The 25,000-nt window shown below is 65.8% G+C and carries 27 protein-coding genes; 16 read left to right on the top strand and 11 right to left on the bottom strand.

Translation table 11 applies throughout. The features are described from left to right. Nucleotides 1-144: 144 nt before the first annotated feature. From pyrH to ndk, 11 genes are all read left to right on the top strand, one after another. Nucleotides 145-870, top strand: a complete 726-nt coding sequence (gene pyrH / locus ACETPF_RS06855) for a UMP kinase (protein WP_373933630.1) — start codon at nucleotides 145-147, stop codon at nucleotides 868-870. Between the two features lie 6 nt (nucleotides 871-876). Next, on the top strand, nucleotides 877-1,434 hold the full coding sequence (gene frr, locus ACETPF_RS06850) for a ribosome recycling factor (protein WP_373933629.1): 558 nt from the start codon (nucleotides 877-879) through the stop codon (nucleotides 1,432-1,434). Between the two features lie 43 nt (nucleotides 1,435-1,477). Next, nucleotides 1,478-2,218, top strand: coding sequence for an isoprenyl transferase (locus ACETPF_RS06845; protein ID WP_373933628.1), 741 nt, complete (start codon nucleotides 1,478-1,480; stop codon nucleotides 2,216-2,218). A gap of 4 nt (nucleotides 2,219-2,222) precedes the next feature. Further along, entirely contained in the window at nucleotides 2,223-3,002 is a 780-nt protein-coding gene (locus tag ACETPF_RS06840; protein ID WP_373933626.1) for a phosphatidate cytidylyltransferase, read from the top strand. Further along, complete coding sequence (locus ACETPF_RS06835; RefSeq protein ID WP_373933625.1) at nucleotides 2,999-4,156, top strand: 1-deoxy-D-xylulose-5-phosphate reductoisomerase; 1,158 nt, start codon at nucleotides 2,999-3,001, stop codon at nucleotides 4,154-4,156. Before ACETPF_RS06840 ends, ACETPF_RS06835 begins: the two co-directional genes overlap by 4 nt. Further along, complete coding sequence (gene rseP, locus ACETPF_RS06830; protein WP_373933623.1) at nucleotides 4,153-5,286, top strand: RIP metalloprotease RseP; 1,134 nt, start codon at nucleotides 4,153-4,155, stop codon at nucleotides 5,284-5,286. Before ACETPF_RS06835 ends, rseP begins: the two co-directional genes overlap by 4 nt. A 91-nt stretch (nucleotides 5,287-5,377) precedes the next feature. Further along, complete coding sequence (gene bamA / locus ACETPF_RS06825) at nucleotides 5,378-8,059, top strand: outer membrane protein assembly factor BamA (RefSeq protein ID WP_373933622.1); 2,682 nt, start codon at nucleotides 5,378-5,380, stop codon at nucleotides 8,057-8,059. Then, nucleotides 8,059-8,724: an OmpH family outer membrane protein gene (locus tag ACETPF_RS06820; protein ID WP_373933620.1), complete on the top strand. Its 666-nt coding sequence runs from the start codon at nucleotides 8,059-8,061 to the stop codon at nucleotides 8,722-8,724. Before bamA ends, ACETPF_RS06820 begins: the two co-directional genes overlap by 1 nt. Nucleotides 8,725-8,767: 43 nt before the next feature. Continuing rightward, nucleotides 8,768-9,208, top strand: coding sequence for a 3-hydroxyacyl-ACP dehydratase FabZ (gene fabZ / locus ACETPF_RS06815; RefSeq protein WP_483475726.1), 441 nt, complete (start codon nucleotides 8,768-8,770; stop codon nucleotides 9,206-9,208). 113 nt (nucleotides 9,209-9,321) lie between these two features. Beyond that, nucleotides 9,322-9,546: a 50S ribosomal protein L31 gene (gene rpmE / locus ACETPF_RS06810; RefSeq protein WP_196224061.1), complete on the top strand. Its 225-nt coding sequence runs from the start codon at nucleotides 9,322-9,324 to the stop codon at nucleotides 9,544-9,546. Between the two features lie 180 nt (nucleotides 9,547-9,726). Then, the gene (ndk, locus tag ACETPF_RS06805) at nucleotides 9,727-10,149 is read left to right on the top strand and encodes a nucleoside-diphosphate kinase (RefSeq protein WP_373933618.1); all 423 of its coding nucleotides are present in this window, start codon (nucleotides 9,727-9,729) and stop codon (nucleotides 10,147-10,149) included. Nucleotides 10,150-10,212: 63 nt separating this feature from the next. On the opposite strand, the gene ACETPF_RS06800 is transcribed toward ndk, so the two are convergent. Genes ACETPF_RS06800 through ilvD form a run of 3 tightly spaced genes read right to left on the bottom strand, consistent with a single transcriptional unit; the run spans nucleotide 10,213 to nucleotide 12,592 of the window. Further along, nucleotides 10,213-10,419 (bottom strand): hypervirulence associated TUDOR domain-containing protein, encoded by a 207-nt coding sequence (locus ACETPF_RS06800; protein WP_373933617.1) that lies wholly within the window; start codon nucleotides 10,417-10,419, stop codon nucleotides 10,213-10,215. Beyond that, the gene (locus ACETPF_RS06795) at nucleotides 10,416-10,682 is read right to left on the bottom strand and encodes a DUF2171 domain-containing protein (RefSeq protein ID WP_373933616.1); all 267 of its coding nucleotides are present in this window, start codon (nucleotides 10,680-10,682) and stop codon (nucleotides 10,416-10,418) included. Before ACETPF_RS06795 ends, ACETPF_RS06800 begins: the two co-directional genes overlap by 4 nt. A 59-nt stretch (nucleotides 10,683-10,741) precedes the next feature. Further along, the gene (ilvD, locus tag ACETPF_RS06790) at nucleotides 10,742-12,592 is read right to left on the bottom strand and encodes a dihydroxy-acid dehydratase (RefSeq protein ID WP_373933614.1); all 1,851 of its coding nucleotides are present in this window, start codon (nucleotides 12,590-12,592) and stop codon (nucleotides 10,742-10,744) included. Between the two features lie 217 nt (nucleotides 12,593-12,809). On the opposite strand from ilvD, the gene ACETPF_RS06785 reads away from it, so the two are divergent. Continuing rightward, nucleotides 12,810-13,466, top strand: a complete 657-nt coding sequence (locus ACETPF_RS06785; RefSeq protein WP_373933613.1) for a L,D-transpeptidase family protein — start codon at nucleotides 12,810-12,812, stop codon at nucleotides 13,464-13,466. Nucleotides 13,467-13,536: 70 nt separating this feature from the next. Next, nucleotides 13,537-13,833, top strand: coding sequence for a GIY-YIG nuclease family protein (locus ACETPF_RS06780; RefSeq protein WP_373933960.1), 297 nt, complete (start codon nucleotides 13,537-13,539; stop codon nucleotides 13,831-13,833). A gap of 49 nt (nucleotides 13,834-13,882) precedes the next feature. On the opposite strand, the gene folP is transcribed toward ACETPF_RS06780, so the two are convergent. Together folP and ACETPF_RS06770 are read right to left on the bottom strand one after the other, a co-directional pair. Then, entirely contained in the window at nucleotides 13,883-15,004 is a 1,122-nt protein-coding gene (folP, locus tag ACETPF_RS06775) for a dihydropteroate synthase (protein ID WP_373933612.1), read from the bottom strand. Between the two features lie 98 nt (nucleotides 15,005-15,102). After that, complete coding sequence (locus ACETPF_RS06770) at nucleotides 15,103-16,236, bottom strand: site-specific DNA-methyltransferase (RefSeq protein WP_373933610.1); 1,134 nt, start codon at nucleotides 16,234-16,236, stop codon at nucleotides 15,103-15,105. A 291-nt stretch (nucleotides 16,237-16,527) separates the two neighbouring features. Between ACETPF_RS06770 and ACETPF_RS06765 the strand changes: the two genes are divergently transcribed. Continuing rightward, nucleotides 16,528-16,866 carry an ArsR/SmtB family transcription factor gene (locus ACETPF_RS06765; protein ID WP_373933609.1) on the top strand — a complete coding sequence of 113 codons (339 nt, stop codon included), beginning with the start codon at nucleotides 16,528-16,530 and terminating at the stop codon, nucleotides 16,864-16,866. Between the two features lie 178 nt (nucleotides 16,867-17,044). Here the strand turns inward: ACETPF_RS06765 and ACETPF_RS06760 are convergent, their stop codons facing one another. The 4 genes from ACETPF_RS06760 to ACETPF_RS06745 form a co-directional block, all read right to left on the bottom strand. Further along, nucleotides 17,045-18,466: an NAD(P)(+) transhydrogenase (Re/Si-specific) subunit beta gene (locus tag ACETPF_RS06760; protein ID WP_373933608.1), complete on the bottom strand. Its 1,422-nt coding sequence runs from the start codon at nucleotides 18,464-18,466 to the stop codon at nucleotides 17,045-17,047. Continuing rightward, nucleotides 18,466-18,750 (bottom strand): NAD(P) transhydrogenase subunit alpha part 2, encoded by a 285-nt coding sequence (locus ACETPF_RS06755; protein ID WP_328280408.1) that lies wholly within the window; start codon nucleotides 18,748-18,750, stop codon nucleotides 18,466-18,468. The genes ACETPF_RS06760 and ACETPF_RS06755 overlap by 1 nt, the downstream gene beginning before the upstream one ends. A 76-nt stretch (nucleotides 18,751-18,826) precedes the next feature. Further along, nucleotides 18,827-19,948: an NAD(P) transhydrogenase subunit alpha gene (locus ACETPF_RS06750; protein ID WP_373933607.1), complete on the bottom strand. Its 1,122-nt coding sequence runs from the start codon at nucleotides 19,946-19,948 to the stop codon at nucleotides 18,827-18,829. A 35-nt stretch (nucleotides 19,949-19,983) separates the two neighbouring features. Next, on the bottom strand, nucleotides 19,984-20,106 hold the full coding sequence (locus tag ACETPF_RS06745; RefSeq protein ID WP_373933606.1) for an aa3-type cytochrome c oxidase subunit IV: 123 nt from the start codon (nucleotides 20,104-20,106) through the stop codon (nucleotides 19,984-19,986). A gap of 150 nt (nucleotides 20,107-20,256) precedes the next feature. Here ACETPF_RS06745 and ACETPF_RS06740 point away from each other — a divergent pair, with 150 nt between their 5' ends. Both ACETPF_RS06740 and ACETPF_RS06735 read left to right on the top strand, forming a co-directional pair. After that, nucleotides 20,257-21,705 (top strand): sigma-54-dependent transcriptional regulator, encoded by a 1,449-nt coding sequence (locus tag ACETPF_RS06740; protein ID WP_373933605.1) that lies wholly within the window; start codon nucleotides 20,257-20,259, stop codon nucleotides 21,703-21,705. 47 nt (nucleotides 21,706-21,752) lie between these two features. Further along, nucleotides 21,753-22,373: a hypothetical protein gene (locus tag ACETPF_RS06735; RefSeq protein ID WP_373933603.1), complete on the top strand. Its 621-nt coding sequence runs from the start codon at nucleotides 21,753-21,755 to the stop codon at nucleotides 22,371-22,373. Nucleotides 22,374-22,588: 215 nt separating this feature from the next. On the opposite strand, the gene ahpF is transcribed toward ACETPF_RS06735, so the two are convergent. Together ahpF and ahpC are read right to left on the bottom strand one after the other, a co-directional pair. Continuing rightward, entirely contained in the window at nucleotides 22,589-24,169 is a 1,581-nt protein-coding gene (gene ahpF / locus ACETPF_RS06730) for an alkyl hydroperoxide reductase subunit F (RefSeq protein ID WP_373933602.1), read from the bottom strand. Nucleotides 24,170-24,353: 184 nt separating this feature from the next. Then, on the bottom strand, nucleotides 24,354-24,917 hold the full coding sequence (gene ahpC, locus ACETPF_RS06725) for an alkyl hydroperoxide reductase subunit C (protein ID WP_373933601.1): 564 nt from the start codon (nucleotides 24,915-24,917) through the stop codon (nucleotides 24,354-24,356). Nucleotides 24,918-25,000: the final 83 nt, after the last annotated feature.

Below are 25,000 nucleotides of genomic sequence, written 5' to 3'. Positions count from 1 at the left end.
CCGTAAGGGGCGCTCCCTTTTTCATGACCGCGCTTGCGCTGATCGCCCAGAGAGGCAAGCAGCAACAATCGCCCTTCCCATCGCGCGCTGCCCCGCCTAAGGTCCGGCCGCTTTCCTGACCCATTTACGGATTCTCGCCCGCCCATGACCCGGCCCGCCTTCAAGCGCATATTGCTGAAACTGTCCGGCGAAGTGCTGATGGGGCAGGGGCAGTTCGGGATCGAGCCGGAGACGGTCAGCCGCGTCGCCGGCGAGATCGCGGCGGCCAAGGATGCCGGGTTCGAGCTGTGCGTCGTCGTGGGTGGCGGCAACATCTTCCGTGGCCTGGCCGGCGCGGCGGCGGGCTTCGACCGGGCGAGCGCCGACTATATGGGGATGCTCGCCACCGTCATGAACGCGCTGGCGGTGCAGAATGCGCTGGAAAAGCTGGGTTACGACACCCGCGTCCAGTCCGCCATTCCCATGGCGAGCGTGTGCGAACCCTATATAAGGCGCAAGGCCGAGCGGCACATGGAAAAGGGCCGCATCGTGATCTTCGCCGCCGGCACCGGCAGCCCCTATTTCACCACCGACACCACGGCGGCGCTGCGCGCGGCGGAAATGAATTGCGACGCGCTGTTCAAGGGCACCAGCGTCGATGGCATCTACGACGCCGATCCCAAGAAGGTGGCGGACGCCGTGCGCTACGACAGCATCAGCTTCGACCAGGTGCTGAACGACAATCTAAAGGTCATGGACGCCAGCGCCATCGCGCTGTGCCGCGAGAATAATATCCCCATCGTCGTGTTCAACATCCGTGAGACCGGCAACCTTGCCACCGTGCTCGCGGGGCAGGGCGTCGCGACGATCGTGCAGAACCAGGAGCGTTGATTAGTCATGCCGCAATATAGCAAAGCCGACCTTGAACGCCGCATGGCGGGCGCGCTCGAAGCGCTGAAGGGCGACCTGACGGGCCTGCGCACCGGGCGCGCGAACGTGCAGTTGCTCGATCCGGTGATGGTGACCGTCTATGGCGCCAACATGCCGCTCAACCAGGTCGCGACCGTCTCCGCGCCCGAACCGCGCATGCTTTCGGTGCAGGTGTGGGACAAGAGCAATGTCGGCCCGGTCGACAAGGCGATCCGGTCGGCCGGCCTTGGCCTCAACCCCATCGTCGACGGGCAGACGCTGCGCCTGCCGATCCCGGACTTGACCGAGGAACGCCGCAAGGAACTGGCCAAGCTCGCCAGCAAATATGCCGAAGGCGCGCGCGTCGCAGTCCGCAACGTCCGCCGCGACGGCATGGACAGCCTGAAGGCCGACGAGAAGAAGGGCGAGATCAGCGAGGATGAGCGCAAGCGGCTGGAAACCGAAATCCAGAAGCTGACCGACAGCAGCATCGCCGATATCGACGCGGTGACCGCCGCCAAGGAGAAGGAAATTCTCGGCCAGTAAGCCGGGGCTTTCCTTTCGCGGCCAAAACACGCATGTCCTTCTGATGGCGACCCAAGCCAAGCCCGATCTGTCCAGCGCCGCCCCGCCACACGGGGCGCGTCATGTCGCGATAATCATGGACGGCAATGGCCGCTGGGCGAAGAAGAGGCTGCTGCCGCGCGCCGCCGGCCACCGCGCGGGGGTGGAGGCGGTGCGGCGCGTCGCCCGCGCGGCGCAGGATCTGGGCCTGGAATGCCTGACCCTCTACGCCTTCTCGTCCGAAAACTGGAAGCGGCCGGCAAGCGAGGTCGCCGACCTGATGGGGCTGCTGCGGCGCTTCATCAAGGCCGATCTGGACGAGTTCCATGCCAATGGCGTGCGGCTGAAGGTCATTGGCGACTATCATGCGCTCGAACCCTCGCTGGTGGCGATGATCGAAGGCGCGATGGCGCGGACGGCGGGCAACAGCGGCCCGATGATCGCCATCGCCCTCAACTATGGCGCGCAGGACGAGATGGTGCGCGCCGTTCAGCGGATCGCGCAGCAGGCCGCGAGTGGCGAGATCGCGCCCGACACGATCGGCGCGGCGGACATCGACGCCGCGCTCTACACCGCCGATCTGCCGCCGCTGGACCTGCTCATCCGCACGTCGGGCGAGCAACGGCTCAGCAACTTCATGCTGTGGCAGGCGGCCTATGCCGAGCTTTACTTCACCGACATATTATGGCCGGACTTCGACGGACGGGCGCTCGCCGCCGCGCTCGACGCCTTCCGCATGAGGGACCGCCGGTTCGGCGGATTGTGATCGCATGACTGGCGAATTGCGGACCCGCACCATCGTCGGCGTCGCGCTGATCGCGCTGGCGCTCGGCTGTTTGCTGGCGGGTGGGCTGCTCTTCTGGATGCTGCTGGTCGTTGCCGGCGTGCTGATGCAGGGCGAATGGGGCGACCTGACCGGCGCGGACCCGCAGCAGCGCAAGGCGGCGATGTTCGCCGTCTCGATCCCGCTGGCATTGCTTTGCCCGCTGGCGGCGGGGATCGACTGGCCGGTGCTGGTGGCGGGCGCCGCGGCCTTCTTCTTCGTGCTGTTCACCAGCCGCAGCCCGGCGCTGGCGCTCGGCATTCCCTATATTTGCCTTCCCGTCACCGCCTTGCTCTTCCTGCGCGGGCAGGCGCCCTATGCGTACGGGCTGCTGCTCGCCTTCTGGGCCTTGTCGCTGGTGTGGGCCACCGACATCGGCGCCTATTTCGCCGGCCGTTCGATCGGCGGGCCGAAGCTCGCGCCGCGCGTCAGCCCGTCCAAGACCTGGTCGGGGCTGGCGGGCGGGGTGCTGGCCGCGCTGGTGCTGGGCTTCCTGCTGCACCGTTTCGCCGGCCTGCCGATCCAGCTTGCCGCGGCGAGCGGGCTGCTGGCGGTCGCCGCTCAGCTGGGCGACCTGCTCGAAAGCTGGATGAAGCGGCGGGCGGGGGTGAAGGATAGCGGCACGCTGCTGCCCGGCCATGGCGGCGTGATGGACCGGCTGGACGGCGTTGTTTCGGCCGCGCCGCTCGCCGCTTTGCTCTACATCCTGCTGGTGCAAAGCGCGTGAAGCGGGTTTCGATCTTCGGCGCGACCGGATCGGTCGGTCTGTCCACGCTGGACCTAGTGCGGCGCGATCCGCAAGCCTATCGCGTCGTCGCGCTCACCGCGAACAGCGATGTCGACAGCCTGGCGGCACAGGCGCGCGAGACCGGGGCTCAGGTCGCGGTTGTCGCGGAAGAACGGCACTATGGCGCGCTCAAGGACGCGCTCGCTGGCTCAGGCGTGGAGGCGGCGGCGGGCGCGCAGGCGCTGATCGATGCGGCGCGGCTGGACACGGACTGGACCATGGCCGCGATCGTGGGCTGCGCTGGCCTGCGGCCCACCATGGCGGCGCTGGAGGCCGGCGGCACGGTGGCGCTCGCCAACAAGGAATCACTGGTGTCGGCCGGCGCGCTGATGATGGACATGGCGCGCCGGTCGGGCGCGACGTTGCTGCCGGTGGATAGCGAGCATAATGCGATATTTCAGTGCCTTGCCGGCAGTGACTTGGATGATGTCTCAAGGATCATCCTGACCGCCAGCGGCGGCCCGTTCCGCACGCGCGGCCGCGCGGAGATGGCCGATATCACCCCGGCCCAGGCGGTGGCCCATCCCAACTGGTCGATGGGCGCGAAGATCAGCGTCGACAGCGCAACGATGATGAACAAGGGGCTGGAACTGATCGAGGCGGCGCACCTCTTCCCCGTCGGGCTCGACCGGATCGAGATACTGGTCCACCCGCAATCGGTGATCCATTCGATGGTCGAATATCGCGACTGTTCGACTTTGGCGCAGCTCGGCTCGCCCGACATGCGTATCCCGATCGCCCATGCGCTCGCCTGGCCATGCCGGATCGCCACGCCCTGCAAGCCGCTCGACCTGGCAACGATCGGCAGGCTCGACTTCGAAGCGCCTGATGAGGAACGCTTTCCGGCGTTGCGCCTGACACGGGCGGCGGCACGCGAAGGGGGCACCGCGCCCGCCATCCTCAACGCCGCCAACGAAGTCGCGGTCGCCGCTTTCCTCGCCGGGCGGATCGGCTTCCTTGATATCGCCATGATTGTGGAGGATGTTCTCAATCGCTATAGCGCGGCGGCGCCTGAGGGCCTCGACGATGTGCTGGCGGCGGACGCCGGCGCGCGGCGGCAGGCGGGCCAAGTGATGGAAAGATTGACGGCTTGATCCAAAATCCCGGTTTCCTGATGACCGTGCTCGCCTTCGTGGCGGTGATCGGGCCGCTCGTGTTCGTGCATGAACTGGGCCACTATCTGGTCGGCCGCTGGTGCGGGGTGAAGGCGGAGGCCTTTTCCATCGGCTTTGGCCCGGAACTGTTCGCCTGGGTCGACTCTCGCGGCACCCGCTGGCGCGTCGCGGCGCTCCCGCTGGGCGGCTATGTCCGCTTCAAGGGCGACATGAACGCGGCCAGCATGACCGATCCCGCCTGGCTGGAAATGTCGGCGAAGGATCGCGCCGAGAGCTTCCCCGCCAAGCCGCTGTGGCAGCGCGCGGCGATCGTGGCGGCGGGGCCGGCGATCAATTTCCTCTTCGCCATCCTCATCCTGGCGGCCTTCGCCTTCCTCCATGGCGAAAGCCGCACGCCTGCCATCGCCGGCATGGTGCAGCCGGGCAGCGCGGCGGCGGCGGCGGGCATCGTTCCGGGCGATCGCATCGTGTCGCTGGGCGGGCGGGCGATGGAGACGTTCGACGACATCCGCCTTTACGCGCAGATCCGCCCCGGCGAGCCGGTGGAGATGGTGATCGAGCGGGACGGCGCACGCATGGTCAAGCAGGGCCGGATCGGCAGCGTCGCCGAAGATGACGGCATGGGCAACATGTTCAACGTCGGGCGGCTCGGCATCGCGCCGGGCGATCCGGTGGTGGTGCCGGTCAGCCTCGTTCGCGCGCCGGTGGTGGCGATCGAACGCACGGGGCAGATCGTCCGCACCATGGTCGAAACGCTGGGACAGATCGTCGGCGGGTCACGATCGGTCAAGGAACTGGGCGGGCCGCTGAAGATCGCGCAGGTATCGGGGCAGGCCGCCACGCTTGGGCTTGAAAGCTTCATCTTCTTCGCCGCGCTCATCTCGATTAACTTGGGGTTCATCAACCTCTTGCCAATCCCGATGCTGGATGGTGGGCATCTGCTTTTTTACGGGATCGAGGCAGTGCAGCGGCGTCCCGTCAGTGTGCAGGCGCAGGAATGGGCCTACAGGTCCGGCCTGGCGCTGCTGATGGCGATGATGCTGCTGGTGACATTCAACGATTTATCGTCTTTCGGCCTTTGGAAGAGCCTGTCCGGCTTGATCGGCTGACGCGCTTCGGGCAGGGAAGCGCCGGTCGGCGGCGTCTGTTGCGGCAGAAACAGTTTTTGCGATTTTGTTTAGGGTGGAACGGGTGACAGCGATGAACAGCAGCATGAAGCAGCGCCCGATCGTCACGGTTCTGTTGGCCACGACGATGATCGCGGGCCTGCCAGTGCTCCCGGCGATGGCGCAGGATGCGCCCGCCGCCCCCATCTCCGCGCCTGCGGGATCGACCGTGGCGACGCTGGGCACCATCCGCTCGATCGCGGTCACCGGCACGCAGCGGCTGGAGCCCGATACTGTCCTTTCCTACACCAAGCTGCGCATCGGACAGCCCTTCACGCAGGAGAGCCTCGACCAGGGGCTGCGCGACCTGTACGAGACCGAGCTGTTCGCCGACGTCCAGATCCGCAACGACAATGGCGCGCTGACGATCGAGGTGAAGGAGAACCCGGTCATCAACCGCATCGTGCTGGAAGGCAACAAGCGGCTGAAGGAAGACAAGATCCGGCCCGAGATCAAGCTCGCCCCGCGCCAGATCTATACTCGCTCGAAGGTCCGCGCCGATGTCGCCCGCATCGTCGAACTCTATCGCCGGCAGGGCCGCTTTGCCGCGACGATCGAGCCGAAGCTGGTGCAGCTCGACCAGAACCGCGTCGATATCGTCTATGAGATCAGCGAGGGCCCCAAGTCCAAGGTCCGCCAGATCAACATCCTTGGCAACGAGAAGTTCAAGGATGGCGAGCTTCGCAGCCAGATGGTGACCAAGCAGTCGCGCTGGTTCCGCATCTTTTCCTCGGGCACCAGCTACGATCCCGATCGTCTGGCCTATGACCAGCAGAAGCTGCGCCAATTCTACCTGACCGAAGGCTATGCCGACTTCCGCGTGATTTCCGCCGTGGCGGAGCTGACGCCTGACAAGCAGGACTTCATCATCACCTACGTCGTCGAGGAAGGCGATCGTTACAAGTTCGGCGACGTGAAGGTCGAATCGGACATTCGCGACCTTTCGAGCGACCTGCTGACCAAGCGGCTGCCGATGAAGAAGGGCGACTGGTACAACGCCAAGCAGGTCGAGGACACGGTCGACACGCTGAGCGAGACCGCCGGCCTGTTCGGCTATGCCTTCGCCGACGTATCGCCGGACTTCAACCGGTCGAAGGAAGACCTGACGATGGGGATCAATTTCCGCATCGCCAACGCGCCGCGCGTCTATGTCGAGCGGGTCGACATCAACGGCAACACGCTGACGCAGGACAAGGTCGTGCGCCGCGAGTTCCGCCTGGCCGAAGGCGACGCCTTCAACAGCTTCCTCGTCAAGCGCTCGAAGGACCGGATCAACTCGCTCGGCTTCTTCCAGGAGAAGCTGGACGTCGAGCAGAAGCCCGGCTCCGCGCCCGACCGGATCGTGCTGGAAACCAACGTCCAGGAAAAGTCGACCGGCGAGTTGTCGCTTTCGGCAGGTTACAGCTCGCTGGAGCGCTTCATCATCGCGGCGTCGATCACGCAGCGCAACTTCCGCGGCAAGGGCCAGGAATTGCGCACATCGGTCAACTATTCGGCCTATAGCAAGTCGATCGAGCTGGGCTTTACCGAACCCTATTTCATGGACAAGAATATCGCGCTGGGGGGTGACATCTACCGGCGCGATCTCAACAGCTTCCGGTTCCTGGGCGGCGGCACCAACAACCGCGACACCACTTACGAGCAGACCACGACCGGCTTCCAGATCCGCGCCGGCGTGCCGATCACCGAATATATCTCGCTGGCGCTGCGCTACAGCCTGAACTTCGACGATGTGACGCTTGATCGCGGCACCTATTATTCCGACCCGGACGGCGCTGGCCCGCTGGTGGAGCGGTGCGATCCGCTGCTCGCCGGGCGGTATCTGTGCGACGCGATCGGCAAGCGCACCACATCCTCGCTCGGCTATTCGCTGATCTACGACACGCGCGACAACCGCATCCGGGCGACGCGCGGGCGCAGCGCGACGTTGAGCCAGGATTTCGCGGGTCTGGGCGGCAGCGTCAAATATATCCGCACGCGCGTGAACGCGGCGCAATATGTGCCGCTGGGCGGCGGATTCATCTTCTCGCTGACGGGCGAGGCGGGCTATATCCACTCGCTTGAAAGCCAGCGGCTCGATCCCGATGGCTTCCCGACCGAAAAGATCCGGCTGGTCGATCGCTTCTTCCTGGGCGAACCGCAATTCCGCGGCTTCAACATCCGCGGCGTCGGCCCGCGCGTGAAGCGCTATTTCCTCAACGCGACTACCGACGCGAACGGCAATACGACGGGCTATGAGCGCGTGACCGGACGGAACAACGTGTCCGACGACGCGCTGGGCGGCCGCCTTTATTATATGTCGCGCGCCGAAATCGAAATCCCGCTGGGGTCGGGCGCCCGCGAAATGGGGCTGCGTCCGTCCGTGTTCGTGGATGCGGGCGCCGTCGCGGGGATCAAGGATCCGGTGCTGGTCAATGGCACCGGCAGCTTTGCCGGTTATTGCGATCCCACCGCGACGGCTCCGACTGGATCGACGCGCGTGCGCGCCGCCGGCACGGCCCGCGCTCCGATTTGCGGCACGGGCTACAGTTTCTCCGGCGGCAATTTCGAGGAAGAATATCTCGGCGATACGCTGAAACCCCGCCTGTCGGTGGGCTTCGGCGTCAACTGGAACTCGCCCTTCGGCCCGTTCCGCATCGACATCGCCAAGGCCCTGCTGAAAGAGCCGGGCGACGATACCAAGCTCATCACCTTCAACGTAGGGACTCAATTCTGATGAAGACGATTTTTCAGGCGACCGCGCTTGCGCTGACGTCCATGACCGCCATCGCGCTTACCGCCGCGCCCGCCGCCGCCCAGACCAAGTCGGGCATCGCCGTGGTCGATCTGGAGGAAGCCGTGGTCAAGAGCGCGGCCTTCACCACTGCGATGACGCAGATGCAGACCACCTACAAGCCGCAGCTCGACCAGATCAACACGCGCCGGACCGCGATCGAGACCGATCTCAAGACCAAGAACGACGCGCTCCAGGCCGCCTACAAGGCCGCCGGCAACAAGCCCACCCCGGCGATCGAGACCCAGTATCAGGCATTGCAGCAGGCGCAACAGAACGGCCAGGCCGAAATCCAGCGGCTGAGCCAGCCGGTGCAGCTGGCCCGCGCCTATGTCGAGCAGCAGATCGTCGACAAGCTGGACGACGCGCTCAAGGCTGCGACCGCCAAGACCAAGTCGGAAATCGTCTTCAAGAAGGCGGCGACCGAAAGCTTCGGCGCGGGCGCGGACATCACCGACGAGGTCGTGACCGAACTCAACACGCTGGTCCCCAGCGTCGGCATCACCCCGCCCGCCGGCTGGCAGCCGGGTCGCCAGCAGGGCGCAGCCGCACCGGCGGCCACGGCTCCCGCCCCGGCGACCCCGGCGCAGGCGCCCAAGTCGCGCTGATACAAGGATGAGTGGAGAGGGGGATAACGCCGTGCTTGGCCCGATGGATGTCCGTCGGGTCATGGCGGCGCTGCCGCATCGTTATCCGATGCTGCTGATCGACCGCGTGGTATCGCTGGTGCCGAGCCAGTCGATCCACGCGATCAAGGCGGTGTCGGTGAACGAGCCGTTCTTTCAGGGGCATTTCCCGACCCGGCCGATCATGCCCGGCGTGCTGATCGTCGAGGCGATGGCGCAGGCGGCGGGCGTGCTGGCGGTCGAATCGATGAACCTCGCCGATTCGGGCAAGCTCGTTTATTTCATGAGCATCGACGGCGCGAAATTCCGCGCGCCGGTGGAGCCCGGCTGCCTGCTCGACCTGCATGTCGAAGTGACCCAGAACCGGGGCGCGATCTGCAAGTTCAGCGGCAAGGCGATGATGGGCGACAAGCTGGCGTCGGAAGCGCAGTTCGTCGCGATGATCACCGATCCGCCCAAGGATTGACCGTACAACCCATCGCATGCTTGCGTTGGCGCGCCGAACAAGCTAACGGCGCGCCTTCGCATTTTGTCGCATCCGGCCGGTCGGAAACCGGCCACCAAAGGAGCATCACCGCCATGAAGGCCGATACCCACCCCGATTACCACCTGATCACCGTCCAGATGACCGACGGAACCACCTTCCAGACCCGCTCGACCTGGGGCAAGGAAGGCGACACGCTGGCGCTCGACATCGATCCCAAGTCGCACCCGGCCTGGACCGGCGGCAACCGCCAGCTCGACACCGGCGGCCAGGTGGCGCGCTTCAACAAGCGCTTCGGCGGCCTGACGCTGAAAAAGTAATCGGCCGTTCGAGGCTCGATGGGAAACGGGCGCTCCGGGAGCGGGGCGCCCTTTTTCATGGTCGGCGGCGGGAAGGGGCCTCGGTGCCGGATATCGGCCTGTCCTCTCCCCCTTGCGGCCCGCGCGTCCCGCGTCTAAAGGCGCGCGCAGCATTCCCAATAATCTGGAGTAACGAGGCCCATGGCCGTCACGCGCACCTTTTCGATCATCAAGCCCGACGCCACCCGTCGCAACCTGACCGGCGCTGTTACCACGAAGCTGGAGGAAGCGGGCCTGCGCGTCGTCGCCTCCAAGCGTATCCGCATGAGCCGCGAGCAGGCCGAAGGCTTCTACGCCGTTCACAAGGAACGCCCCTTCTTCGCCGATCTGGTCGCCTTCATGATCTCCGGCCCGGTGGTCGTGCAGGTGCTGGAAGGCGAGGACGCGGTGAAGCGCAACCGTGACATCATGGGCGCGACCAACCCCGCGAATGCCGATGAGGGCACGATCCGCAAGGCCTATGCGGAATCGATCGAGGCCAACTCCGTCCATGGTTCCGACAGCGAGGAAAATGCCGCGATCGAGATCGCCTATTTCTTCAAGCCGGAAGAGATCGTCGGCTGATCCGACCCACTATGTGACATGTAAAAGGGCCGGGGGCATCCGCCATCCGGCCCTTTCGAATTTTCAGCCCTTTTTCAACGCCTCGGCCTTGTGCGCCGCGCGCTTGCCTTCGTCGGTTTCGACGATGAACTGTGGCTCGTCCTTGGACGCCTTGACCTTGTGGCCCTTGATCGAGGTCGGGGCGGTGACCTTTTTCACCACCTTGCCCTCCGCCGTGCCGCCATGGCTGTTCCAATGGACTGTATCGCCCTTCTTCAGCGCCTTGGTCATGGATTGCGATCCATGATCGCGCCGCCATCCTCTTCTTCCTCAAGCAGCACGGCCGCGTCGCCATTGGCGGACAGGCGCACCTGATTGCCCTCGACCGCGGCGACGAGGCCGCCCGAGACATAATGATGATGGTCGCCATGGCTGCCGCTGTCCGCCTTGGTCAGCTTGATGCGGTCGCCCTCGACATGATCGACAGTGCCGATATGCACGCCGTCGGCGCCGATGACGTCCATATGTTCGGTGATGGTGCTGAGGTCTGCCATGATGCTCTCCTTGCAATGACGCGGGTCAAACGCAGGGAGAGCGGAATGGATGCGGCGGGTCAGCGCTCGATCTGGCTTACATCGCGCACGGCCCCGCGCGCGGCGTTGGTGGTCATGGCGGCATAGGCGCGCAGCGCCGGGGTCACTTCCCGCTTGCGCCCGAACGGCTTCCACGCCTTCGGCCCACGCGCGTCCATCTCGGCGCGGCGCGCGGCGAGCGTGGCGTCGTCCAAGTCGATGCGGATCGAGCGCGCCGGAATGTCGATCACGATCGGATCGCCGGTTTCTATGAGCGCGATCGCGCCGCCCTCGGCCGCCTCGGGCGAGACATGGCCGATCGACAGGCCCGACGACCCGCCCGAAAAGCGCCCGTCGGTGATGAGCGCGCACAGCTTGCCGAGGCCCTTCGACTTCAGATAGCTGGTGGGATAGAGCATTTCCTGCATCCCCGGTCCGCCCTTCGGCCCTTCATAGCGGACGATCACGACCTCGCCGGGCTTGACTTCGTTGCCCAGGATGCCGGCGACCGATGCGTCCTGGCTTTCATAGACGCGCGCGGTGCCGTGGAAGACGAGGATGCTCTCGTCCACGCCAGCGGTCTTCACGATGCAGCCTTCGGGCGCTAGGTTGCCGAACAGAACGGCAAGTCCGCCATCCTGCGAGAAGGGATGTTCGGCCGAGCGGATCACGCCCTTTTCGCGGTCGGTGTCCAGTTCCTCCCAACGCGACGACTGGCTGAAGGCGACCTGTGTCGGCACGCCGCCCGGCGCGGCGCGATAGAAATTCCGCACATCATCGCTGTTGGTGCGGCCAATGTCCCAGCGGGCGAGCGCGTCGGCAAGGCTTGCGCTGTGGACGGTGGGCAGCGAAGCGTCGACCAGCCCCGCGCGCTCCAGCTCGCCCAGGATCGCCATGATCCCGCCGGCGCGATGGACATCCTCCATATGGACATCATTCTTGGCCGGCGCGACCTTGCACAGGCATGGCACGCGGCGCGACAGCCGGTCGATGTCGGCCATGGTGAAATCGACCCCGCCTTCATAGGCGGCGGCGAGCAGGTGCAGCACCGTGTTGGTGGAACCGCCCATCGCGATGTCGAGGCTCATCGCATTTTCGAACGCGGCGAAGCTGGCGATCGAGCGGGGGAGGACGCTCGCGTCATCCTGCTCATAATAACGCTTGGTGATGTCGACGATCAGGTGCCCGGCCTCGCGGAACAGCCGCTCGCGGTCCGAGTGCGTGGCGAGCACGGAGCCATTGCCCGGCAGCGACAGGCCCAGCGCCTCGGTCAGGCAGTTCATCGAATTGGCGGTGAACATGCCCGAGCATGACCCGCAGGTGGGGCAGGCGGACCGCTCCAGCGTCTCCACTTCCGCATCGGTATAGCTGTCGTCCGCCGCGCCGACCATGGCGTCGACCAGGTCGAGCGCGACTTTCCGGCCGCGCAAATCGGCCTTGCCCGCTTCCATCGGCCCGCCCGACACGAACACGACCGGAATGTTGAGGCGCATGGCCGCCATCAACATGCCGGGCGTGATCTTGTCGCAATTGGAGATGCACACGATCGCGTCGGCGCAGTGGGCGTTGACCATATATTCGACGCTGTCGGCGATCAGGTCGCGGCTGGGCAGCGAATAGAGCATCCCGCCATGGCCCATGGCGATGCCGTCATCGACCGCGATGGTGTTGAATTCCTTGGCGACGCCGCCCGCCGCCTCGATCTCGCGCGCGACGAGCTGACCCAGATCCTTCAGGTGCACATGGCCGGGCACGAACTGGGTGAAGCTATTGGCGATGGCGATGATCGGCTTGCCGAAATCCCCGTCCTTCATCCCCGTCGCGCGCCAGAGGCTGCGCGCGCCGGCCATGTTGCGGCCGTGGGTGGTGGTGCGGGAACGATAGGCAGGCATGACGATCAAGTCCTTCGGGCTTTGGGCAGGCGGCCCCTCTACAACCTAAGGCTGTAGGGCGAAACATATTATTCCTGTCCGGTGCCCATCTCGCGCTTCCGATCGTGCTGGAGCATCGTGGCTGTCATTTTGTTGCGCCGCCGGTGGCGATGTCCCGTCTTGGGACCGGCGGATGCGTCGGGCTGGCGCTGGCGGACCGGATGGTTAAGAAAGGGTTATGCGCCGCGCCCTGCCGTATCTTTCCGTCCTGCTGCTATGCCTGACCGCGACCGGACCGGCGCGCGCGCAGGCGGATGTCGAGCGGCTCGCGCCCGGCCAATATCGCTGGCTGGGGCAGGGCCCGTGGGGCGGCCCCATCTACATGGTCATCAGCATCGAAAAGCAGATGATCCATGTCTATAGCGGCGACCGGCTGATCGGGCTTTCCAGTGTATCCACCGGCATGAAGGGGCACCGCACCCCGACCGGCGACTATCCGATCCTCCAGAAGCGGCAATGGCACCGCTCCAACCTCTACAGCAACGCGCCCATGCCCTATATGCAGCGGCTCACCTGGACGGGGATCGCCCTCCACGCCGGGCATAATCCGGGCTATCCCGCCAGCCATGGCTGCATCCGCCTGCCCTACGCCTTCGCCCGTGACCTGTTCGCGTTGACGAAGATCGGGACGCTGGTCGAAGTCACCCAGGCGCGGCTGACGGCGGCGCTGAAACTCGATCCGCTGGTGCTGAGCGACCCCGGCAGCGCGGTGGTCAGCTTCGGACCGGGCAAGGGACCACCGATGCGCCTGCCTGCGCCGGAGCCGGAGGACGGGGCGGCGGAGGTGCCGATGCTGACGATCGACCCGGCGGTGTTCGGGGTCTGGGGGCGGTAAGACTGACCAAGCCCTGTATCGTCGCCCCGGGCTTGACCCGGGGCCCCGCTTCTTTGACGCTCCAGCCATGATGGACGCGCGACCAGGCGGCTGGCTCTACATCATGGCGGACCGCTATCGCGGCACGATGTATGTCGGCGTGCCGGCGGACATCGTTACCCGCGTTCACCAGCATCGGGCTGGAACCGGGGCTGACTTCTGCGCCCGCTATGGATTGAAGCGGCTCGTATGGGCCGAGCGGGGTGACGATATCCGGGCCTGCATCGAGCATGAAAAGCGTATCAAGCGATGGCGACGCGCATGGAAATTCGATCTGATTGAGCGTGCCAATCCCGAATGGCAGGACATGTTCGACAGGTTGCCATAAGGCAGCGGGGCCCCGGCTCAAGGCCGGGGCGACGGGGGGGCGCCCCCCCTCACACCGCGCTCAACCCCGCGTCCGCCAGTCCGCGCCACAGGTGCAGCGCCTGGACGCTCTCCCTGACGTCATGCACCCGCAGCATCTGCGCCCCAAGCTGCGCCGCGCGGAAGGCGAGCGCGATGGAGCCGCCGAGCCGCTCGCTCGCCGGCGCTTCGTTCGACAGCGCGCCGATGAGGCGCTTGCGGCTGCCCGCGAACAGCAGCGGCACGCCCAGCCCCTGAAAGGTCGCGAGGCCGTTCACCAACGCCAGATTGTCGGCCAGGCTCTTGCCAAAGCCCAGCCCCGGATCGACCATGATCCGATCCCGCGCGATGCCCGCCGCTTGCGCTGCGGCGATCCGCGCCTCCAGTTGGTCGAACACGTCGGCGACCACATCGCCATAGCCGGCCGGATTATGGTGCGGATCATCGCCAGAAGAAGGGGCGTGCATCAGAATGACGGGGCACTCGGCGCGCGCCACCACCTCCAGACTGCGCGGGTCATGCGCCAGCGCGCTCACATCGTTGACGATGGCGGCCCCGGCAGCGAGCGCGGCCTCCATCACCGCCGCCTTGCGCGTATCGACCGAGACGCACACGCCCGCCGCCGCCAGCCTTTCGATCACGGGAAGGACGCGGGCGATCTCGTCGCCCTCCCAGACCTTCTCCGCGCGCGGCCGGGTCGATTCGCCGCCCACGTCGATCAGCGCCGCACCCGCCGATGCCATGGCGAAGCCCGCGTCCGCCGCCGCCTGCGGATCGCCCAGATGCCGCCCGCCGCCGGAGAAACTGTCGGGCGTGATGTTCAGGATCGCCATCACCTGCGGCGCGTCGAAGCGGATGGTGCGCGCGCTCAGCGTCAATGGCGCGCGAGTGGCGGAAATGTTCGCGGCAAGGCGGCGGGCGCGCTTGGCCAGGGAGTCGGGAAGAGCGGCAATCGTCGCGTCCAGCTCGGCAACCGGCACGGTGACGCGTGCAATCCGCCGCGCGCCATCGAACGCCGTCAATTCATAGCCCTGGAACCAGATCAGTCCGTTCCCCATCCGCGCCGCGCTGCCATCGGGCAGGCCGATGGGCGAGGGCACGAACCAGACGGGCCGGAGGTAGAGGCGGGCGTGGGCGGGAAGGGTGGGGAGCATTATCACAACTCCGTTCGGGCTAAGCCTGTCGCGCCCTGCACTTCTTAAAAGAATAGCCCTTCGACAGGCTCAGGGCGAACGGATCATGATGTCAGCGCCTAAGGCTCATTCGCCAGCAGATAGGTCTGGCGCAGCGTGTCGATCGGCATCAGCTTGCCGTCCGCTTCATGGTGCCAGAAGGTCCAGCCGTTGCAGCTCGGCGCGCCCTGAAGCGTCGCGCCCATCTTGTGGATCGAACCGCTCTCCGCGCCGACCCCCAGCGATCCGTCCGCGCGCACCACCGCCTGCCAGCGCCGCCTGGCGTCGGTCAGCACCGCGCCGGGCGTCAGATAGCCGGTCTCCACCAGCGTCCCGAACGCCACCTTGGGCTGGGTGCGGGCGCTCTGCATGATGGTGAGCGCGCTTTCGTCGAGCGGCAGCGCCGCCTCGATCCGTTCCAGCGCGACCTCGATATAATCCTCTTCGCGCTCGATGCCGATCCACTTGCGGCCCAGCCGTTTCGCGACCGCGCCGGTGGTGCCAGTGCCGAAGAACGGGTCCAGCACCACGTCGCCGGGCTTGGTGCAGGCGAGCAGCACGCGATACAGCAGCGCCTCGGGCTTCTGCGTCGGGTGCGCCTTCGTCCCGTTGCGCTTCAACCGCTCTTGGCCCGCGCAGATCGGCAGCACCCAGTCGGACCGCATCTGCAACTCGTCGTTGAGCGTCTTCATCGCCTTGTAGTTGAAGGTGTAGCGCGCATCCTCGCCCTGGCTCGCCCAGATGAGCGTCTCATGCGCGTTGGTGAAGCGGGTGCCCTTGAAATTGGGCATGGGGTTGGATTTGCGCCAGATGATGTCGTTGAGGATCCAGAAGCCCTCGTCCTGGAGCGCGGTGCCGACGCGGAAGATGTTGTGGTAGCTGCCGATCACCCAGATGGTGCCGTTGGGCTTCAGGATGCGCCGCGCCTCGCGCAGCCACGCCTTGGTGAAGCGATCATAGCTGCCGAGCGTATCGAACTTGTCCCAGTCATTGTCGACCGCATCGACCCGGCTGCCTTCCGGCCGGAACAGGTCGCCGCCCAGTTGGAGATTATAGGGCGGATCGGCGAAGATCATGTCGATGCAGGCGTCGGGCAGCGCGGCCATATGCGCGATGCAGTCGCCGCGCAGCAGCATGTCGGTGGCGATCTCCACCGGGGCCGGCGCAACCGCCTTCTTGCGTCGCGGCGCCGCGACCCGTTCCATCACACCCATCTGCAAAGCCCCCGTCTATCGTCAAGGACCAAGCGATGAGTCCTCGGGAGTCCGCCGTCAAGATCAGGGCTTTAGCACAGCCTGTCGGACAAATGGTTAACGGCGGCGCGAACGAAGCATGGACCCACAAGATGTTGAGTCGGGGTGCGACGGGCAGACTCCACATAGGGCGGTGTGGCGGAAAAGACTCATGGCGGCGGGCCACGCGACTTTTTTTGGTTAACGCCGCATCGGGGCGTTCCGTCGTGGCGAAACTTGACCCATTCATATCCACATGGTTATGAATTGACCATGGTTCGTTCAATGACTGCCGCCGATCGCGACGCGGCCACCGATGCGCTGTTCAAGGCGCTGTCCGACGCCACGCGCCGGGCAATTCTCGAAAATCTGGTCCGCGATGGGGAGCAGAATGTGCAGGCGCTCACCCGGGAGGCGGGCGTATCGCAGCCCATGGTGTCGCGCCACCTCGCCAAGCTCAAGCGTGCCGGTCTCGTGACCGCGCGCCGGGCTGGGCGGGAGACATGGTATGCGGCGCGGGTGAAGGGGCTGGGGCCGGTGATCCAGTGGATGGCGGTCCATGGCGCGCTCTGGTCGCAGCGCTTCTCCGCGCTGGAGGGGCTGAGCGGGTAGGGGCGTCACAAAGGCCCCTTGGGTTGCTTCGCCTCCATGCTCTAAAAATAGCCCGTTCGTGCTGAGTAGGGACTGAGCTTGGCGAAGGCCCGTATCGAAGCATCAAGCGCTGCGCCTGATCCTTCGATACGCCATTTCGACTTCGCTCAATGGCTACTCAGGACGAACGGGGCAGATATTAATGCGCCAGGCCCTTGACGATCTCCTCGACCATCTTCTTGGCGTCGGCCAGCAGCATCATGGTGTTGTCCATGTAGAACACCTCGTTATCGACGCCGGCATAGCCCGCGCCGCCCATGGAGCGCTTCACGAACAGCACCGACTTGGCGTTGGCGACGTCCAGGATCGGCATGCCGTAGATGGGCGACGATTTGTCGGTCTTGGCCGCCGGGTTGGTGACGTCGTTCGCGCCGATGACGAAGGCGACGTCGGCCTGGCCGAACTCGCTGTTGATGTCCTCCAGCTCGAACACCTCGTCATAGGGGACGTTGGCTTCGGCCAGCAGCACGTTCATGTGCCCCGGCATACGCCCGGCGACCGGGTGGATGGCATATTTGACGCTGACGCCTTCCTTCTTGAGCAGGTCGCCCATTTCGCGCAGCGCGTGCTGCGCCTGGGACACCGCCATGCCGTAGCCGGGGACGATGATGACGCTGTCGGCCTGTTTCATCAGGAATGCCGCGTCCTCGGCCGAGCCACGCTTGTAGGGGCGGTCCACCGCCGCCGCGCCGCCACCCGAAGGGCCGGCCTCCGCGCCGAAGCCGCCGGCGATCACGCTGATGAAGCTGCGGTTCATCGCCTTGCACATGATGTAGCTGAGGATCGCGCCCGACGATCCCACCAGCGCGCCGGTGATGATCATCGCGCTGTTGCCCAGCGTGAAGCCCATCGCGGCGGCGGCCCAGCCCGAATAGCTGTTCAGCATCGACACCACGACTGGCATGTCCGCTCCGCCGATCGGGATGATCAGCAGGAAGCCGATGACGAAGCTCAGCGCGGTCACGGTCCAGAACACCCAGGGGCTCTGGTCGGTCACGAAATAGGCGACGAGGCCCAGGATCGCGGCCAGCGTGCCCAGGTTGATGATGTGCCGGCCGGGCAGCATGATCGGCTTGCCCGACATGTTGCCGTTGAGCTTGAGGAAGGCGATGACCGACCCTGAAAAGGTGATCGCGCCGATTGCGACGCCCAGGCCCATCTCGACCCGGCTGGCATTGTGGATCTCATCCGTCAGCGGATCGAGAATACCGAACGCGCCGGGGTTGAGGTAAGCCGCCGCGCCCACAAACACCGCGGCCAGACCGACGAGGCTGTGGAAGGCCGCGACGAGTTGCGGCATGTCGGTCATGGCGATGCGGCGGGCGATGATGAAGCCGATGCCGCCGCCGACGACGATCGCGCCGATGATCTCGGGCAGGCTCACCACATCATGGGTATAAAGCGTGGTGGCAACGGCGATCGCCATGCCCGCCATGCCCATGCGGTTGCCGCGCCGGCTGGTCGCCGGGCTGGACAGGCCGCGCAGGGCGAGGATGAAGAGGACGCCCGCGATCAGATAGGCGAGCGCGACGAAGGGCGAAACGGGCGCGAGTTCGTGCATCACTTGCGCTCCTTCTTCTTGTACATCGCCAGCATCCGCTCAGTGACTGCAAAGCCGCCGAAGATGTTGACCGATGCGAAGACCACCGCGAGCAGCCCCAGCACCTTGGCCGCGATGCTGCCGGCTTCCGCCGACGCGACCAGTGCGCCGACGATGATGACCGACGAAATCGCATTGGTGACCGCCATCAGCGGCGTATGGAGCGCCGGCGTCACCGACCACACCACATAATAGCCGACGAAACACGCCAGCACGAAAACCGACAGGATGGAAATGAAGTCCATCGTCCTACTCCCCATTCGTCCCGATTTGGCTGCGGGACGTTGGCCTGAACACGCGCAGCGCGAACAGGCGATTCCCCTATCCGAGCAGCCGCTCGTTCACGACTTTCCCGCCCTGCGTCAGGCGGATGGCGTTGCCGATTTCCTCGTCTAGCACCGGCGCGTTCTTTTCCTTGTCCCAGAAGGCGGACAGGAAGTTGAACAGATTGCGCGAGAACAGGGCCGAAGCGTCGGTGGCGAGGCGCGAGGGCACGTTGCGGTGCCCCACGATCTTCACGCCATGCCGCTCGACCACTTCGCCCGCCACCGCGCCCTCGACATTGCCGCCCTGCTCGACAGCGAGGTCGACGATCACGCTGCCCGGCTTCATCGTCGCGATCTGCGCGTCGCTGATGAGGCGCGGCGCGGGCCGGCCCGGAATGAGCGCCGTCGTGATGACGATGTCCTGCTTGGCGATATGAGACGACACCAGTTCAGCCTGCGCGGCCTTATATTCGTCCGACATTTCGGTGGCGTAGCCGCCCGTGCCTTCGCCCTCGATGCCGGCGACCTTCTCCACGAAGATCGCCTTGGCGCCCAGCGATTCGATCTGCTCCTTCGTCGCGGCGCGCACGTCGGTCGCGCTGACCTGAGCGCCCAGCCGCCGCGCGGTGGCGATTGCCTGCAAGCCCGCGACGCCCACGCCCATGATGAAGGCCTTCGCCGCCGACACCGTGCCCGCCGCCGTCATCATCATCGGGAAGGCCTTGCCATATTCGGCCGCGGCGTCGAGCACCGCCTTGTAGCCCGACAGGTTCGATTGCGACGAGAGGATGTCCATCGACTGCGCGCGGGTGATGCGCGGCATGAACTCCATCGCCAGCGCCTCGTAACCCGCCGCTGCATAGGCATCGACCCGCGCCCGCTCGCCGAAGGGGTTAAGGCCGGCGACGATCCATGCGCCCGGATTGACTCCGGCAAGGCTGTCCACCGCCGGGCCCTGCACGCCCAGCACGATGTCCGCCCCGGCCAGCGCCGCGGCACGGGTTCCCACGGCCGCGCCCGCCGCCGCATAGTCTGCGTCCGCAATCGAGGCGGTGAGGCCGGCTCCGGCCTCCACCGCCACCTGCGCGCCCAGGCCGATGAATTTCTTCACCGTCTCGGGCGTCGCTGCGACGCGCTTCTCGCCCGCCGCCTGTTCCTTCACCACCGCTATCTTCATTATCTGTGCATCCTCCCCTGTTGCCGATCCCGTTTTCAGGTCGAGATCAGCAGCACCACCACAGCGGCCACGGCGACGCTCGCGATCGTGCCCCACTTCATCAGCCCCACGAACCCCGAATAGGTTTCGTTCGCGGCCTTGATATCGTTCGACGCCATTTCCACTCCCTTTCGCAGCGATTGGCGAGTCTCTTATCCACAAGCCGCCCCCCCCTCAACCCGTAGGGGCACAAGAAAATCTTTCGGGGTTAAGCGCGCCTTTACCCCTGCGCCCTAGGGTCGGTCGCCTGTTGCAATTAAGGGGTGGCGATGGCGCGCGAGGGCGTACCGATGCTGATGCTGATCGACGACGAGCCGGCCCAGAGGCGGCTCGTGTCGGCGCTGGCGGCTCGTGCCGGCTGGCGTACGATCTTCGCCGCCGACGGCGAAACCGCGATCGCCACGCTCGGCACGCAGGACGGAATGATGCTCGATGCCATCATCCTCGACCAGTGGAGCCCGGACTATCAGCCCTCCGGCCTGATCCGCGAAATCCGCGCGCGCCGCCCGGCGCTGCCGATCCTGATTCTCACCGCGCACAACAATGTCGCCGTCGCGGTGGAGGCGATGCGGGCAGGGGCGACCGATTATCTGTCGAAGCCGATCGCGCCCGATCGCCTTCTCGCCGCGCTCAACGCGACGCTGGCGGACGGGGCGAATGCCGGTGAATTGCGCCCGCTCACCGAAAAGATTACCGCGCCCCTCTCATTCGAGGATGTGGTCGGCTCCGCCCCGCAATTCCGCGCGGCGCTCGCCATTGCGGCCAAGGCGGCGCGTGCCCGCGTGCCCGTGCTGATCGAGGGCGAAAGCGGCGTCGGCAAGGATGTCATCGCCCGCGCCATCCACGCCGCATCGCCCCGCCACAGGCAGGCGATCGTCACGGTGAACTGCGGCGCGATCCCCGCCAACCTCGTCGAATCGGAACTGTTCGGGCATGAGCGCGGCGCCTTCACCGGCGCGTTCGACCGCCATGTCGGTAAATTCGCCGCCGCCGACATGGGGACCATCTTCCTCGACGAAGTCAGCGAAATGCCCTTGGACGCCCAGGTCAAGCTGCTGCGCGTGCTCCAGGATGGCGAGGTGCAGCCGATCGGCGCGCGCCGCCCGATCCACGTCGACGTGCGCGTCATCGCCGCCACCAACAAAAGGCTGATCGACGAGATAGAGGCGGGCCGGTTCCGCGAGGATCTCTATTACCGCCTCAACGTCGTTCAGCTGACCGTCCCGCCGCTGCGCGAGAGGATGGGCGACATTCCCGCCCTCTGCCGCCACCTGCTGGCCCGCATCGCGACCCAGCCGGGGCTGCGCAGCCTCGGCCTCACCGACGATGCGCTCGCGCTGCTGATGCAGCATGGCTGGCCGGGCAATGTCCGCCAGCTTCAGAACGCCCTGTTCCGCGCCGCCGTGCTGTGCGAGGGCGACGCGCTCACCCCGCTCGATTTCCCGCAGATCGCCGCCCAGATCGAGGCGCAGGCCAGCGCCGAGGTGCATCAGCTGCGCCCTCGCGCCGTGCCGCAACCGCACCGCGACGGCGCCGGCATCACGCTGTTCGAAGGCGACGGCCATGTCCGCCAGCTCGCCGAGATCGAGGCCGATGTCATCCGCCTCGCCATCGGTCATTATCGCGGCCGCATGACGGAGGTCGCGCGGCGGCTCGGCATCGGCCGCTCGACTCTGTACCGCAAGCTCGCCGAACTGGGCATCGACAGCGCCGCCTGAACGACGGGGCGTTGAATGTTCCGCGCGGCTATGCTTTGGAGCATGGCATGACACGCGTTCTCCTCGCCGCCAGCCTTCCCCTCCTGCTGCTCGCCGGATGCGGCCGCACCGAGCCGGTGGGCGACATGCCCAGCCAGGAACAGCTCGCCGCTGCAGCCAACGCCGCCGCCGCGACCGCGCTCGCCACCGCGCAGGCCGATGCAGCACAAAGCCGCAATTATGTGAACGAGGCGCGGGGTTTCTCCATCACCCTGCCGGAAGGGTGGACGATCGACAAGGCGGCGAGCAACGCCGACGGCGTCGTCTATCAGGATCCCGGCGCCGGCGCCGACGTGCGCGTCTTCTGGCAGAAGAACGACAATGACGAAACGCTCCAGCAGATCGTCGAAGCGGTCAACGGCGCGTCGGAGGGGGTGGACGGCGATTTCATCGGCGACAATGAATATCGCGGCACCGCCAATGATGGGGAAGGCAACAACGTCGTCGTCCGCCTGCTGCGCCAGCCTGACGGGTCGATCATATCGGCCACCTTCGTCTATCCCGAAATGCTGAGCGAGCAATATCAGGCCATGTCCGGCACCGTCCTCGACAGCCTGCGCGCCTTCCCGGTGAAGGGCGCGACACCCGCGCCCCCCGCCGCCGGCAATGCGAGCAACGCGGGGGAGTAGGGGGCCATAGGTCCGCCCTTCATCGTCATCCCCGCGAAGGCGGGGATCCATCTCCGATGCCATCGACCTGATTCAAACGTCAGGAGATGGGTTCCCGCTTCCGCGGGAATGACGACAGAATTGGATCGGTGCGGCCTCCCGACCACCCAAACCAAAACGGCCGACCCGGTCGCCCGGATCGGCCGCTGCTATAAGCCCGGTTGAGCCGGTTGGAATCAGGCGGCCTGCGCCACATCCTCGCTTGCGGGCAGGCGGATGAGATAGTCGAAGGCAGAGAGCGCCGCCGTCGATCCCGCGCCCATCGCAATGACGATCTGCTTGTAGGGCACCGTCGTGCAGTCGCCCGCGGCAAAGATGCCCGGCTGGCTCGTTTCACCACGCGCGTCGATCTCGATCTCGCCGCGCGGGGACAGGGCGATCGCGTCCTTCAGCCATTCGGTGTTGGGGACAAGGCCGATCTGGACGAAAATGCCCTCCAGCTCGACGTCATGCTCGGTCCCGCTGTTGCGATCCTTGTAGCTGAGGCCCGTCACCCGCTCGCCATTGCCATCGACCTTGGTCGTCAGCGCCGATGTGATGATCTTGACGTTCGGCAGGCTGGCGAGCTTGCGCTGGAGCACGGCGTCGGCGCGCAGCTGGCTGTCATATTCGATCAGCGTCACATGGGCGACGATGCCGGCCAGGTCGATCGCGGCCTCCACGCCGCTGTTGCCGCCGCCGATCACCGCGACGCGCTTGCCCTTGAACAGCGGGCCATCGCAGTGCGGGCAATAGGCCACGCCCTTGTTCTTATACTCCTCCTCGCCCGGCACGCCCATCTGCCGCCAGCGCGCGCCGGTCGACAGGATCACGGTGCGCCCTTTCAGGCTCGCGCCATTTTCCAGCACCACCTCATGATAGCCGCCCTCGTCCTTGGCCGGAATCAGCTTCGCCGCCTTCTGGAGGTTCATGATCTCGACGTCATAATCCTTGACATGCGCTTCCAGCGCGGAGGCGAGTTTTGGCCCTTCGGTGCGGCTTACCGAGATGAAATTCTCGATGTCCATCGTGTCGAGCACCTGGCCGCCGAAGCGCTCCGCCGCGACGCCGGTGCGGATGCCCTTGCGCGCGGCATAGATGGCCGCCGCCGCGCCGGCGGGGCCGCCGCCGACCACCAGCACCTCGAACGGGTCTTGCGCCTTGATCTTCTCGGCCGCTCGGGCTTCCGCGCCGCTGTCGATCTTCGCGACGATCTGCTCTAGCTCCATGCGGCCGCTGGCGAAGGGCTCTCCGTTCAGGAACACGGTCGGCACCGCCATCACCTTGCGCGCGTCCACTTCCTCCTTGAACAGCGCGCCGTCGATGGCGACGTGGCTGATCCGGGGATTGAGCACGCTCATGAGGTTGAGCGCCTGCACCACGTCGGGGCAGTTCTGGCAGGACAGCGAGAAATAGGTCTCGAAGGCGAAGTCGCCGTCGAGATCGCGGATCTGCTGGATCAGATCCTGCGCCGCCTTCGACGGATGGCCGCCGACCTGGAGCAGCGCGAGCACGAGGCTGGTGAATTCATGCCCCATCGGCAGGCCGGCGAAGGTCACGCCGATGTCGGTGCCGACGCGGCGGATCATGAAGCTGGGGACGCGCTTGTCGCTGCCGGTGGTGAGGCTCACCTTGTCGGACAGCTCGGCGATTTCGCCCAGCAATTCCTTCATTTCGCGCGACTTCGCGCCTTCATCCAGCGACGCCACCAGCTCAATGGGCTGGGTGATGTTCGCCAGATAGGTCTTGAGCTGACCCTTGAGATTTGCGTCCAACATAGTCTGGCTCCGTCAGATGAAGGCGGGCCGCCGCGCGGGAGAGAAAACGCGACGGCCCGGCCCGGGGAATGGTGCGACCCAAAGACCCCCGATGGTTGTGTTTCAATCGGTAAAGAAGGAAAGGTCCGCCGGGTTCCCGCATGAATGGGGAGAACCCGGCGCCTTTCCTGTGCCGGCGGCGTTCTTAGATCTTGCCGACCAAGTCGAGCGACGGCGCGAGCGTTTCGGCGCCTTCTTCCCACTTGGCGGGGCAGACTTCACCCGGATGGCTGGTCCAGTATTGAAGCGCCTTGATCTTGCGGAGCAGCTCGGCTGCGTTGCGGCCCACGCCCTCGGGCGTGATTTCGACCAGCTGGATCACGCCTTCGGGATCGAGCACGAAGGTGCCGCGATCGGCTAGGCCCACGCCTTCACGCAGGACGCCGAACTGGTTGGAAATGTCGTGGTTCTGGTCGCCCAGCATATAATAGTTGATCTTGCCGATCGCCGGCGAGGTGTCGTGCCAAGCCTTGTGGCAGAAATGGGTGTCGGTCGACACCGAATAGACTTCCACGCCCATGCCCTGAAGGGTGGGGTAGATGTCGGCCAGGTCTTCCAGCTCGGTCGGGCAGACGAAGGTGAAGTCAGCGGGGTAGAAGAAAAAGACCGCCCATTTGCCCTTCACGTCAGCGTCGGTGACGTCGACGAACTTGCCTTCCTTGTACGCGGTGGCCTTGAACGGCTGAAGGGGGGTGTTGATAAGTGCCATGGGCTATCCAGTTCCTTGTTGGATGGGTTGCTGTTGCGAAGCCGCATGTAGGAAGTCTGCATGGCGATGGGAAATTGGTTTTC

It is taken from the genome of Sphingobium agrisoli, from assembly GCF_041877245.1.
Lineage (GTDB): Bacteria > Pseudomonadota > Alphaproteobacteria > Sphingomonadales > Sphingomonadaceae > Sphingobium.
This window is presented reverse-complemented; position numbering and strand designations above follow the sequence as displayed.